A 13252-nucleotide genomic window follows, 5' to 3' on the forward strand; every position below is an offset into this window, starting at 1 on the left:
CACGGTTACCGTTTGCGGCGGCGGGGGTGGTGGTGGGGCCTCCGTGGTGGGCACCGTGTCGGGGTGACGGCTCTGGCGCGGCGGGGGAAGCGGTGTTTTGCCGTCGGCCGGTTGGGCGGCGATCAGCGACGCCACGATCGTGCCGTGGGCGTCACAATCGGCCAGGCCGTCCCCGCCGGCCACCACGTAGTCACCGCCGCCGACAAGGTCGGTCAGCCGCGGATGCGGGCTGACCCCGGTGTCGATGACGGCCACCTTCTGACCCGCACCGCGGCCAAACCGCCACGCCTCGCCCAAATCCAGCATGTCCATGTAATGCGGCTGCACCCGATAGTCCGTACCCGGCAGCGTGCCCACCTTGGGGCAAAACGCGCCCTGGCGCATCGGCTGATCCGGGCCCGGAGGCCCATCGGGCGGGGTTGCGCCCACATCAATTTGCGGGGGCTCCACCGCTGTAGCCGGCGGGGCAGCCCACAGCCCGGTCAACCCCACCACTGCAACAGCGGACACCGCCGCGCAGGCCTTTTGCGCACGACTCACCGAAGTCACCCCTGCTACCGGTACCGGATCGCGGCCAAGACACCCATCAGCCAAAACGCCAACGGGAAAATGCCGGTCAAACACACATACTCGATCCACTCCACGACTTTGCGGAACGTCGGCGTGTAGAAGCGGTTGGGCACCACCACCCCGGCCACCAGCCCGGCGACGGGCACCGCCACCATCACCGACACCCCCACCAGCAGTGCGGGCATCGTCCACAACCCCAGCACATAGCGCCCGGCCACCCCGATCACCAGCGCGACCGCGGCCAACGCCAGAATCGTCGCCTGCCAGCGGTCGGTGAACGAGCGGCCCCGCAGCAGCACCGCGACCGCCACCAGCCCCGCCAAGACCAGCGGCAGCCAGCGTCGCGGCACGTGCGGATCGCACAACCCGACGCTGCACGCCGCCGCCAAACCCGTTGTCGCAACCAGCAATCCGCTCAGGTAGGAGTGCGCCCGGTCGGTGGCCACCGCGACCTCACGCACCGACTCTGGGCCGGCGAACGTGGCGACTTGCCCGCTGGCCACCGCATGATCGGCCGGCAAATCAGGGCGCGCCTCAAAGATCCAGCGGCCCGAGGCCGAGGGGAACACCGGCAATCGAATCCCGGCCGCCCAGCGCGCCACCGTGGGGGATACATGCATCCCTATCACCGCCATCAGCAGCAGCACTGTCAGCAGGATCGGAGCTGAGGTCACCAGTGTCATGCGCACCAACCCGATCACCGCACCCGCGGCCGCGGTCACGATCACCGCGGTGCCCAACGCGATATGGCGGCCGGTGAACCGCACCACCAACAGCGCCGCTACCAATACGGTCGCCAAACCCAGCGCGGCGTGCGGGGCGCCCACCGGGCCGGGCACCGCGGCGGCGGCGGCCACGGCCGCCGGTACGCAGCCGGTCAACAGCAGCGTGTCACCAAGACCACGCACCAACACACTGGTCCCGCGGCGCGTCAAGATGATCACCGCCGCCGCGAGCAGCACCGCGGCCAGCCCGCCACCATAGGCGGCTGGCAGCCAGCCAAGGTGCCCGTAACGCCAGCGGGCCAGCAAGACCGTTGCGGCCAACACACCGGCGACCACCATGGCTGCCCCGACTCGGGCCGCCCACACCGGTGTGACTGCCGGCCAGCGCTTACTGAGCTCGGCGGCCACCGCCGAGGTGACATGCTCGACGACATTGATACGTGCCTCGGTGTCCGGGGCGAACCGCAGCCACAGCCGCGTGCCATCGCTGACGCCCTGGGCGGCCAGCGACAACCCCGGTTTGAGCGGGCTGCCATCGACCCAGCACAAGGTCCAACGGCCCCGCGCAGTGGCCGCCAACGGTGGTTCCCCCAGCTCAGCAAGGCGCGTGTTGACCAAGTCCACCAACGCCGTCAATTGCACCGACACCGCCGCGGTGGCGTCCAACACCACTCCGATCTTGGTGGCCCCAGCGATGACCGCCACCAAGACCCGGTCGGGCAGAGCCGGACCGGATGCCGCGGTTACAGGGTTGTCGCGTTGCCGTTCGATCGTCACGCGCTTCGCGCCCCCGCAGCGGTGGGGAACCCGTCGGCAAGCTCGGCGGCCAGCTCCAAAAACGCCAACCGGGTGGCTTTACGCAGAGCCAAAAAGTCCAGGGTGTCGGCGTCGCGCAGATGCGGGTCCCACGGGATGGTCTTGACCGAGCGCACCCGAGGCCCCACCGTCTCGGTGATATGGGAGATGAAGGCCTTCGTCGCGCAGTCATGGATGTCGTTGAGCACGATCACCGACCGCTTGAGCAGCTCGTGGCCGTTGCGCGCGGCCAGCCATTCGACTGTCGTCTCGATCGCCAGCCCGCCCTCAGCGTTGCAGGAGCCGATGATCATCAGCGCGTCGGTGTTGGACAGCACGGTTTTGAAGAACTCGGTTTCCACCTCGGCGCCGCAGTCGACCAGTGCCAATTGGTAAAACCGGCGCGTCAGCGCGACGGTGTCATGAAAGACCTTCTTGTTCAACTCCATTGGGTTGGCCACATTCTGGTTGCCCGGTAACACTTCGAGGCCCTGCTTGTTCTGTCCAGTGAAATGACGGGCTTTGGGATAGTCGACAACCATGTCTTGAGCGGCAAGAAGATCCCCCAGTGAGCTCAGCGCCTTGGGGTCAACGAAGCGGCCCAGCCCGCCGTAGGTGGTGTCGGCGTCGATCGCCAGGACCTGCTGGTTGCGCTCGGCGGCGAACACGGTTCCCACACCGGCGGTCACGCGCGTCTTGCCGACCCCGCCTTTCACCGACACCGCCGCGATCTGGTAGTTGCCGGGAATGTTGGAGGTGACTCGGGCCTTCCAGTCACGCAGCTGGCGCTCGTGAGGGCCAGCGCCCAGATTGATCAGTCCGCCCGTGCAGACGTAAACCGCTTTGCGCCAACCCATGTCAGCCGGATCGCGGCGCCGTTTGACGACTTCTTCGACCTGGACGTGTCTGGTGCGCGGCGCGCCGACACTTTGCAGGTCCGCACGCGGCGCCCACCGTTCGACCGGGTCGACGTTGGGGGGCGTCCACCGCTGCGGGGGCGGCTGACGTTGTTCGAACTGCGGGCGCGGCGGAATCGGGGGCGGCTGGTGTTTGATCGGGCCGCTGGGCGGGGCGAAGTCCGTGCCAGGAGCCCGGGACCAGGGCACCGCATTCGGGTGCCCTGCCGGCGGCGGCGCAGCGAATCCGGGCTGGCCTGGCGCTCCAAACGGGCCCGGCGGCGGGGGCGCCGCGTGCGCGCCTTCGGTGTCGCCGGCTGCTGGTGACGCCGTGTCCGGCGCTGGCGGCCACCCGGCCTGGGCCGGACCGCCCTCCGGAGACGGCGGTGCGAACTCGTATTTGCCCACCGGCGGCGGTGGCAGCTGCGGTGAGGGCACCTGAGGCGCAGGCGGTGCGGCCGGCTCAGGAAGCCGCAAATCCGACAACGACACCTCCTCGGTGACCTCGTCGGTGGGTGCGGCATGTTCGCGGTGCTGCTCGGGGTTTTCCGGCGGCAGGTAACGCGACATGAAGTCAGAATTGTCAGTCATTTGGTCCCCATCGCTGTGGCGCGTCTGGCGTTTACTACTTCTGATCCTAGGGGCGGAATTCTCGCTATACCACGCCCATACGGTATTTATCGAGAACACTTTGCTGGCACGCCGGTACCGCTTTTGTCAGGCCATTCGTTCGTGACTTGCCCAGGCCCGCACCCCGACGCTATCGAAGACCGTCGTGAGTGCGTGATGCAGTTGGGCCGGGGTGGCCGGGGCGATCGCCAGCCACTCCTGGTGGGTGCCCGGTGGCGGGTTGAGCCGATACAGCGCCACCCGCCCCGAGGCGGTGTCGCGCAGGTTCAGCACCGTTTCGCTCCATACCGTTTCGGTATCCACATGTGCGCGCGCATACGCCAGGGCCTCGGCCTGCGGATGTTCTAGCGCCGCGCCCAGCTCTGCCAGCGCGCCGCCGCGCAGCCCCAGTGAGCGCAGCGCGGCCATCTTGGCCGCGGCCGAGCCGGCGTGCGCATGCGCGCTGACCGCGCTACGCATGTCATCGAGGGGAACGTTGACCGCGCTGATTCGTGCCGGCTCGACCCGGTGCACCGAGTCCAGCGCTTCGACGATCAGGCGTTCTATCCACTCTTGATCAGTGCCGGGACAGTCGTCGATAGTGATCAAAGACCCGGCGCGCACCGCCGAGGCCCAGCGGCCGTCTCGGCGGGCCAACACGATGCGTAGCTGCTCATCTGGTATCGCCCGCCAGGTGCTCGGATCATCCATCACCACCGGGGTGACCACGTTCATCGGGCCGTGGGAGACCAACACCACGATTACGACGTCGGGGCTGGCAAGTACCGCCATGCGGTCGGCGATATCGGACCGCACCACGGCGCCCTCATCGGCGATTCCCTGGTCGACCAACACCGCCAGACCTGGGTGCGCGGTCAGCCATTGGGTGTCTTGAGCTTGGCCGTAGGGTCGCCCACGCAGCTCGGGGGCAAGTTGGGCGATGCCCAGCATGGCTTGCAACAGCCACAACCCCTCAAGGTTGACGGTGATATCGGAGCGGGAGGTGGCCGCGGTGGTGTCAGCGGTGGTCATCGACGGTCTCCAGGTCGTCTAACGCAAACGTGGCGGCACCGTTGTCGGTGCCGCCACGTGCTTGCCTGTGAATACTGCGGGCTAGGCCCATGAAGACCCGACGGCGCTGTCGGTGCTGTTCATGTTGGACCCGGCGGTCTGGACCTTTTGTCCGTGGGCGTTGGCCTGCTCGTAGATCACCTGAAAGTTGCGGCCCAACTGGGTGATGAACTCCTGGCAGGCCGTCGAGCCGGCGCCACCCCAGAAATCCCCGGCAGCCAGCACATCGCGCACGATCGCTTGGTGCTCGGATTCCAGGGAAGCGGCTTGGGCACGGATCAAAGCGCCGTGGGCATCGACATCACCGAACTGGTAGTTGATCGACATGGCTGAAGTCTCCTTGTGTGAAAGGTGGGTAGGGGCCTGGCAGTTAGCTGCTCAGGATCTGCTGGGAGGCCTGCTCTTGCTGCTCGTAGTTGTTGGCGTCGCGGATCAGCCCGTCGCGCACCCCGTGAAGCATGTTGACGATGTTGCGGAACGCCTGGTTCATCTGCCCCATCGTGTCGTAGGAGGTCGCCTGGGCCTGCCCACTCCAGCCGGCGCCTGCGATGTTCTGCGAGGAGGCCCACATCTTGCGGGCTTCGTCTTCCACGGTCTGGGCGTGCGTTTCGAACCGGCCGGCCATGTCACGCATCGCGTGCGGGTCGGTCATAAAACGGGTGGCCATAATAACGCTCTCCTTAAAGCCTGGGTGATTTAATTCAGTGTTGCTGTAGGGCCAGTCTATTGGCCTGATCTGACGCCCGGCAACGGTCGGCGAAAGCTATTTGTGCGAATTTTTCCTGGCATTGATGCTCTCTTATATGGGCTAGCTTCGGCGCACGACTTTGACCGGCTTTCCATACCGCGGGGCGCCGTCACTATCGTTACCGCGGCCGTGCAAACCTGCCGCCATCGGGGTCCCTCCATACATGCCCGATCCTCCCGTGGTCGCGGGCGCTGCTGCGGCCACCCCGCCACCACCCGAAGCGGCCACCGGGGCGACCGCGCGCGCCGCGCTCGCGGACTCGACCCCACTGCCAGCAGTCCAGGTCGCCGGCACCGATAATCCGCCCAACGAGCCAGCCCCTCCGGCCACGGCCTCGACTTCGGCGGCCGCCCCGCCCAGCCCGGCCAGCCCCGGCCCGCCGGCACCCGTTAAGGCCGCCGAGGTCCCGCCGGCTCCGAACATGCCCGGATTCATGAAACTCATGAACGGGCTCAGCAGCGACTGGAACTGGCCCAGGCCGCCGCCCCCCAGTCCTTGGCTCAGCGGTGAGGCAAGCCCCTGCAGCGCTTGAGGAATGGTGCTGACCAGCTGTGGGCCCATCGACAACATGGTTTCGCCGTCCAAACCGGCAGGCAAGCTACCCGCGCTGCTGGCGAAATTCATCGGCTGCTGCCCGGCGGCGGTACCACCCGATTGCCCCAGCGCGGCAGCTTGGGCTGCCAGCCCGATCGGGTCGGAGTTCGGCAGCGGCGGGGTGAACGGCACCAGCGTGCCGGTGATCCCGGCAGCTTGCCCGGCGAAGCTGTACATCGTCGCGGTGTCTTGTGCCCACATCTGCCCGTAATGGGCTTCGTTGGCCATGATCGCTGGGGTGTTAAAGCCCATGAAGTTGGTGTTGAGCAGCGCCACCAGCTGGGCCCGGTTCTGGGCGATCACCGGCGGGGGCACCACGCCGGCCCGCGCCGCCTCGAACGCATCGGCCGCCCCCGCGGCAGCCAGCGCCGCTGCCTGGCATTGTTCGGCGGTGGCGATCATCCACACCACGTAGGGGGCCGCGGCCAACGCCATCGTCATCGACGACGGACCCAGCCACGCGGTGCTGGTCAGAGCCTCGATCACCGCCTGAAACGCCGCTCCCGCCGACCCGAGCTGCGCCGCTAGCGCCTGCCAGGCCGCCGCCGACTCCATTAGAGACGCCGAACCCAGGCCGGCATACATCCGACCGGAGTTGATCTCGGGAGGAACCTCGTAATCCGGCATGGCTACGTGCTACGGACCCGCAGGTCAGACCATCGCGACGGTGTTCAGCGCCTCAGTTGCGGCATAGTCGGCCGAGCTGATGCCCATTGTCGAGACAAACATCGAGTGCACCACCGACCCGATCGCCTGCGTCACCTGATACACACCGCCGTGCACGCCGAACGCCGCCGCCAACAGCACCGAGGCCGGCTCCGGTGCCGGAGGCACCACACCCATGATGGGAGCTGCGGCCGCGGCGTTGCCCGCCGCTACCGTCGACCCGAGTCCAGACAGCCCGGAGGCGGCCTCATCAATCCCCGCAGGTAACGCTTCGACAAACATGGAACCCTCCCACAACCAACCCGGCCGGACCATTTACCTGGCCTGATGACAAAAGTGTATCGACGCTCGCCGACTTACGCGCGGCCCATCAGCGATCTATCCTCCCACCGCAGTCTCGGCTACTTGCACATAAATTCCCGATTCGCCCGAATCGCCGGTATTCATCAAGAATCCGCGGCCCCGTGGCATGGAATGTCCCTTCCATTTCGCCTTGACGAAACCTTGGTCGGGATCAGAGTCCATCACCAGCAGCGGCTCGGTCGCGTCACGAAGCAGCCTGACGAGCGGATCGCCCATCCCCGACATGAACGGCCCGAACAGCCGGGTATAGATGATGTGCAACCCCACATCAGAGCCCGCCTGGACAAACGGCGCGATCGGGACCAGTGGCGAGTCATATCCCGCGGGCAAGCGCTCCGAATCGTCGATGACCAAGAAAATCTCCGGGCCTTCCCAGTGCCGCTGGCCGATCTGAGCGACCGACACATCATCGCTGGGCATCCGCGGCGCCAAGACCTGCGCCAACTCCTCCATGCGCTGCTTGACCGCCTGCGGTGTGGTGGCGAACCGGTGCACATACTCAGGCCCGAGCACATTGAGCAGCTGGCGGCGCGGATCCACCAGCCACACCTGCGCGGCCGGGCGCCCGGCATCCTGTGCCGCCCCCTCCGCACCCGGGGCGTAGACCCGCCCAATCTCGCGCATCAACGTCGCACAGGTCGTGGTCCGACCACACTTGGCCTGCCCGGTGATCATCAGGTGCTGACCGTCGAAGAACGCCGGATGTTCTGTCTCATTGAGCGCCCACACCATCGTCGAGGCGCTGCGCGGATCCGAGGCCGCCAGCGCGGCCAGCTCGCCCGCCGCCACCCGCTGAGGCAGCCGGCGCACCTTGGGTGCCGCGGTGAACCCTCCGGCCACACGGTTGACCGCTGCGACCACGCTGCGCGAATCGAACACCTCAGCATCCGTGGACTCCAGGGCGGGGCGCGCCATCAGGGTGTGCAACCCCACCGGCTCCACGCCGGCGCGCTCATAGTTCTGCCCGATCATGCCGCGCCCTGGCCGCGAAGGAACCGCCGCGGCCAAGCGCGGCTTAGCGACCAGCGCCGCGTCGTTGACATCGGCCAGGCGCAGCTCTACCCGGGAGCCGAAGTTGCCGCGCACCATCACCTGCAGGTCGGTGGTCTTGGTGACCGCGACGACCACGTGAATGCCGAACGTCGGCCCTTCCTTGATCAACCGGTTCACCTGGTTTTCCACCAGCTCGGGATACTCGCTGGCCACCGCCGCATAGTTATCGATCACCACAAACACATCGCCGTGGCCGTCATCGGGCAGCGGACCCGATTCACGACCAGACTTGCGGCGGCGAAACACCTCCATCGACATCACACCGGTCGCCTCGAAACTGCGCTTGCGCGAGGCCAGCAACTCCGACATCTCGGCCACCGTGCGACGCACGCCGTCACCATCGAGCGACATCGCCACCCCACCCACATGCGGCAGGCCAGCCACGCTGCCCAGCGCCGCAGAGGAAAACGCCAAGCAATAGAACTGCACCTGCTCGGGGGTGTGGGTCATGGCGGCCGCGCAAATCAGATTCTGCAGCGCGGTGGTCTTGCCCGCGCCCTGCGCGCCGACGATCGCCACGTTGGCACCCGCGCCCGACACATCGACGGTCAATGGATGCTGGTCATGCTTGAACGGCCGGTCCACCAGCCCGATCGGAAACACCAAATTCGGGGTACTGGCATACTCACTGTCCCAGCGCCGCCCCAAATAGGTGTTCACCAGCTTCTCGATGCTCCACGGCTCATCCAGCGGCGGCTTCCACAACTGGTAGGGCTCAAAATCGATCCGGCGCAGCTGGTCGATGATGATGCGGCCCACCTGCGGGCGCATCAGCGCCGTCACACCGCCCTCGTCATCCTCGCCCTCGGATTGCTGCTCGCTTAGCCCGTCAACCTCCTCGACCACCTCATCGGGCGTCGCAGAGGTATCAGAGTCATCTGGCAGCGGCAGCGGAGTGAAATCGGTGGTAAACAGCTGCGGCGCAAAGTAACTGACCGCCGCACCGTCTGACTGCGGGCCGCCTGCGAGGTCCTCGGTACCCGGCTTGCGGTACTCGCGCCACAAGAACTCGCCCTGAAACTTCGTCAAGGTACCGTTTTGCGGGCTGCCCTCCAAGAAGTAACACTGCCCAGAGCCCTTGAGGTTCACCGCGTTCGGCACACCGATCGCCGAAGCCGCCTGCGCGGTCTTAGTCATCAACGCCAGCCGATACCCCATGTTCTCCAACAGCCGCTCAGCGCGAGTGTCGATCTGCTGGCTGGCCATGTGTAGATGCACCCAATACGCCCGGCCCTGCCGGCAGATCCGGTCCAGCGACTCCTCGATCTCACGACCCATCATCTTGAACAACTCGGCGAACTCGTCGATGACCACCATCAGCACCGGCAACGCCGGCAACACCTGCGCCGCCCCCGACGACAACTGATCCGCACGGATCTTGTTGTACTCGGTCGCATCATCAGCACCGGCCATGTCGCACAAGGCCTTACGCCGCGCGATCTCACCGTCGAGCGCGTCGACGAAGCGGCCCATCAGCCCCTGGTCCTCTTCAAGGTCGGTGATGATCTGCGCCACGTGAGGCACCCCGGCGAAAGGTCGAACACCTGAGCCGCCCTTGAGGTCGGCCAGCATGAACTGCAGATTCTGCGGCGGGTGCCCCAAGCACAGCGACTCGATCAACGCCCGCAACATCATCGTTTTACCCGAACCGGTAGTGCCGGCCATCACCCCGTGCGGACCCTGACCGCCGTGCGCGCCCTCTTTGAGGTCGATGAAAAACAGCTCGTTGTTATCGGCGCGGTTACCCAGCGGCACTTTCAACCGCTGCAACGAGTTGATGTCACTGCGCGAAGCCCACAACTTTTCAAAATCAATATGGGCGGCATCCTCAATGCCGTAGTAGGACAGGATGTCTCGGGCCATCACCCGCTGCCCGGTATCAATTTCGATCGCCTCATAGGCCTCAGCCAGCCGCCAGCGCGACATGCGCTCGGCGAACGTCTCAGCCGCATCGCGGCTGACCTGATCTGCATAGGCAAAAAACTGCGGCTCATTGCCCTGGGCATCCCAGGTCACCGGGTCGCGCGGCACCGCCGAAACCACCCCGTTGTCCCCGATATGCAGCACGCGGCGCGGATCACGGCACGCCGGAACCCGACTCGAGCCGCGCACGTCAAAAAACGTCAACCCGTTGACCCCTTCGGAACTCCCGAAACGATCCCAGCCCACCTCGGTGTCGCACACAATTACGGTGTGCGGCAACGGGTTAATCGGTTCCTTCGACGCCCCCAGGCGAGCCCTGAAGTCCCCGCGCGCCCGTAACCCCAGCGCCTCGGACTGCGCGGCCAAGAAATCGTTGACCGACCCATACACCATCCGCACCGGCCCCGCACCATCCTCGAGGAGGGCATCGCCGGCGTGCGGCAACCACTTGACCCAATCCCACTCAGCGGCATCCGCGGTGACCACCACCAGCCGCAAATGATCAGGCCCGTGGAAAAACACCAACTGGCACAAAATCGCGCGCATCAATCCCAGCACCCGCTCGCGTGGGCCGCGCAGCTCATAGCCAGGCTCAACCATCAGCGACACCAGTGCGGGCACCCCGTAGGCCACCGTCTGGTACTGCATGAACTCCTGCAGCACTTTTCCGGTCACTGGCTCGAGCTCGATATCGGTCGGCGCGTCTTGTGGTTCGGCGAACACCGCGGCGTGCGACTCCACCAAGTCAGTCATGCCCCGCCCCACCCGGGCCACCCCGAACCAGGCATCACCGCCATTGGGCTTGCGCTCCCACATCCGCACACTGCCCACGCTGGCTTCCAGCGTGTCCGGTGCCGGGTGATACCAGCGGTAGTTCTCATCGAGCCGGTCAGCCAACTCCGAGGTGGTTCCCCGCAGCTCGTCCATGATCATGCAAAACCGCGCCCGCAGCGCATCCAGTTTCGAGCGCGACATCTCCTGCGAGCCACCGCGTCCACCGAACAGCATCGCCATCAGACCGCCCACCATTATGACCGGGAACAATGAGCCTCCCCCGGTGAACGTGCGTGCCCCGCTGGCGAACGACACCCAGACCATCGCCCCCACCAGACCCATCAGCCCGACGATCAACACCACCGACCACAGCGGTTTGCTCTGCGGCGGCGGCACTTTCAGCGGCGTCGGCAACTCAATGGTCTCTGGCCGAAACGGCGGCGCCTCAGCAGTCTCTTTGCGGGCAAACCCATGTTTCATGACTTGGGGACCTCCAGTTCGGCCGGGTTGGCGTCGACGGGCAAGGTGTTGTGGCGGACCAGCGCATCAGCGCGCGACAGTGCCGGGCCAGCGGCCAGCAGCCGCAGCGCCAGCCACGGTGCCGGGTTGGGAGTGTGTTTCTTCAGGCCCAGCGCGTTCATGGTGTCCTCTTCGCGCGGAACCCCGAATCGCACACCGGATTCGGAAATCCACCACAACGACTCCAGCGTGCTCGCTGAGGGCGAATTGCCGGTGGACACCACATAATTGGCGTATTCCGGACCCAGATAGACGCGGTCGGCCTGCATCTGGGTGCCGGGTGTTTTCACCAAATCGACCACCTTGTCCGCCTGGTCCTCGGCCACCGGGATGGTCGGGCCAGCGATCACCGACGTGGTCGCCATCGACTCCCCGTCCACCTTCTCCCAATGCCAGCAGGCGGCCGCGTTGAGCTGGCTGTCCACCACGTGCGGGGGCGCGGCCGGAAACGCCGACAAGTCCAGCGTCTGCACCACCGGCAGCTTGGCCAACACCGGCCCGGCCACCACCGGCATCGCCGCCCCCGCGGGACCGGCGTTTTGCAGCACCTGAGCCACCACCGGCGAGACCGGCTGCACGCCGTCGGCGAGCACCACCGAGTAGGCGGTCTGACCACCCACCTGAGGAGTCGACACCACCGTCCCGATCGGGCCCGGCGCCCCGGCGAACCGCGCCGGTAACCCCGCACCCGCGATCACCGGTACCGACAACTCCGGGCCCACCGGAATAGCATCAAACAGCGCCCGGCTCATCGGGCGAGACCCCGACACCGCGTCCTCACCCAATCCCAACGCCAACAGCACCGCGCGGGCACCCTGGTTGATCAACGAGCGCCGGCCGTCGCGGATCAACCACACCGCGTCCCCATAGCGGCGCACCAGCGCATCATCAGCACTCAACACGTGGCGGCGCGGACCCAACTCCGGCTGGCCGTCAATGACGGTCACCGTCACCGGTTCTGGCGCTGCCGCCCCGAACGCCTTGGTGATCTCATCGCACACCAGCCACGACGAGCGGCCCGGCGAGGTCACCGCCATATCTTGCGGAGCGCCGGCAATACCGACCAGGGGGCCGCGCGGGTGTGCCTCGATCTCACTGCGCCGCACCCGAACCGGGGTCGACGCCTCCCCGACGATCAGCCGCGCCGAGGATAAATTCAGCGCCGGATACAGCTTGTCCCCGACGCGCACATACAGGGCACCGGAGTCCTGATCGGCCACAATCCGCGCCTGTCCCGCCGACCCGGCCGGGCGAATCAACGACCAGAACAAGGCCCCCAGGCACAGCACCGCGGTGATCGTTACGCCCGCCAACAACGACATCGACTGTCGCCGGCCCGGCTCGGCTTCCATCCGAACCCGTCGCCGCGTCATCGCCAACACCGCCCGGCGGGCAAAAAACATGTGCCCCGACACCTGCACCCGTGTCGACAACCCCAGGCCGCGCCCGCGCCACCGCGACTCGTCGCCCTTGCCCGCTCCCGGTTCAACCACCGTCACATACCTACCTGTCGTCGATTACGCCACCAGCTCGCGACCGCACAGAGCGTCCGAAAATCGTTACCCGACAATGCGTTTCACCACCACACGGCCATGTGGAAAGTTCGAATATTGGACATGTCCACCCGGGGTGGGCGCCTCGATCACTTTCGTCGAGGACACGGCGAGCTGGACATGCTCAGGCCCCCTGCTCGAGAAGTTGGAAAACACCAAGTCACCGGCGCGCACATCAGCGCGATCTACCAGTGTGCCGTGGTGAATCATGTCGTAGGTCATGCGCGGCAAGTGCACCCCGGCGTGAGCGTAGGAGTCCATGACCAGGCCCGAGCAGTCATAGGTGCGGGGCCCGACCGCACCCCACACGTAGGGGTCCCCCAATTTCGTCTCGGCGTACTGCACCGCGCGCAGCGCCGTCCCGCTACCGCGACCGTCACCGGCCAGCAGGGC

Annotated in this window: 11 protein-coding genes; all 11 read right to left on the reverse strand. The window is 66.4% G+C overall.

Features of this window, described 5'->3' with window-relative positions:
* Positions 1–540, reverse strand: a 540-nt coding sequence (locus B8W69_RS28975) for a S8 family serine peptidase (RefSeq protein WP_439330653.1), incomplete at its 3' end; no start/stop codon positions are given.
* A gap of 14 nt (positions 541–554) precedes the next feature.
* Positions 555–2072 carry a type VII secretion integral membrane protein EccD gene (eccD, locus tag B8W69_RS28980; protein ID WP_085293087.1) on the reverse strand — a complete coding sequence of 506 codons (1518 nt, stop codon included), beginning with the start codon at positions 2070–2072 and terminating at the stop codon, positions 555–557.
* Positions 2069–3577: a MinD/ParA family ATP-binding protein gene (locus B8W69_RS28985; protein WP_085293088.1), complete on the reverse strand. Its 1509-nt coding sequence runs from the start codon at positions 3575–3577 to the stop codon at positions 2069–2071. The genes eccD and B8W69_RS28985 overlap by 4 nt, the downstream gene beginning before the upstream one ends.
* Positions 3578–3703: 126 nt before the next feature.
* Positions 3704–4627, reverse strand: a complete 924-nt coding sequence (locus tag B8W69_RS28990) for an ESX secretion-associated protein EspG (protein WP_085293089.1) — start codon at positions 4625–4627, stop codon at positions 3704–3706.
* Positions 4628–4708: 81 nt separating this feature from the next.
* Entirely contained in the window at positions 4709–4993 is a 285-nt protein-coding gene (locus B8W69_RS28995; protein ID WP_047324162.1) for a WXG100 family type VII secretion target, read from the reverse strand.
* Between the two features lie 43 nt (positions 4994–5036).
* Positions 5037–5333 (reverse strand): WXG100 family type VII secretion target, encoded by a 297-nt coding sequence (locus B8W69_RS29000; RefSeq protein ID WP_047324161.1) that lies wholly within the window; start codon positions 5331–5333, stop codon positions 5037–5039.
* Between the two features lie 141 nt (positions 5334–5474).
* Positions 5475–6635 carry a PPE family protein gene (locus tag B8W69_RS29005; RefSeq protein WP_085293090.1) on the reverse strand — a complete coding sequence of 387 codons (1161 nt, stop codon included), beginning with the start codon at positions 6633–6635 and terminating at the stop codon, positions 5475–5477.
* Between the two features lie 24 nt (positions 6636–6659).
* Complete coding sequence (locus tag B8W69_RS29010; protein ID WP_047324169.1) at positions 6660–6956, reverse strand: PE family protein; 297 nt, start codon at positions 6954–6956, stop codon at positions 6660–6662.
* A gap of 96 nt (positions 6957–7052) precedes the next feature.
* Complete coding sequence (gene eccCa, locus B8W69_RS29015) at positions 7053–11267, reverse strand: type VII secretion protein EccCa (RefSeq protein ID WP_085293091.1); 4215 nt, start codon at positions 11265–11267, stop codon at positions 7053–7055.
* Entirely contained in the window at positions 11264–12805 is a 1542-nt protein-coding gene (gene eccB, locus B8W69_RS29020) for a type VII secretion protein EccB (protein ID WP_082147687.1), read from the reverse strand. Before eccB ends, eccCa begins: the two co-directional genes overlap by 4 nt.
* 60 nt (positions 12806–12865) lie before the next feature.
* Positions 12866–13252 (reverse strand): C40 family peptidase (locus B8W69_RS29025; RefSeq protein ID WP_165762722.1); only part of this gene is annotated, 387 nt, incomplete at its 5' end.

Origin of the sequence: Mycolicibacterium vulneris (assembly GCF_002104765.1) — a bacterium.
In the GTDB taxonomy this organism is placed as follows: domain Bacteria; phylum Actinomycetota; class Actinomycetes; order Mycobacteriales; family Mycobacteriaceae; genus Mycobacterium; species Mycobacterium vulneris.

Coding starts and splice junctions, on each gene's coding strand:
- B8W69_RS28990 (WP_085293089.1), bottom strand. CDS start 4,627: ATGACCACCGCTGACACCACCGCGGCCACCTCCCGCTCCGATATCACC.
- B8W69_RS29000 (WP_047324161.1), bottom strand. CDS start 5,333: ATGGCCACCCGTTTTATGACCGACCCGCACGCGATGCGTGACATGGCC.
- B8W69_RS28995 (WP_047324162.1), bottom strand. CDS start 4,993: ATGTCGATCAACTACCAGTTCGGTGATGTCGATGCCCACGGCGCTTTG.
- eccCa (WP_085293091.1), bottom strand. CDS start 11,267: ATGAAACATGGGTTTGCCCGCAAAGAGACTGCTGAGGCGCCGCCGTTT.
- B8W69_RS29010 (WP_047324169.1), bottom strand. CDS start 6,956: ATGTTTGTCGAAGCGTTACCTGCGGGGATTGATGAGGCCGCCTCCGGG.
- B8W69_RS28985 (WP_085293088.1), bottom strand. CDS start 3,577: ATGACTGACAATTCTGACTTCATGTCGCGTTACCTGCCGCCGGAAAAC.
- B8W69_RS29005 (WP_085293090.1), bottom strand. CDS start 6,635: ATGCCGGATTACGAGGTTCCTCCCGAGATCAACTCCGGTCGGATGTAT.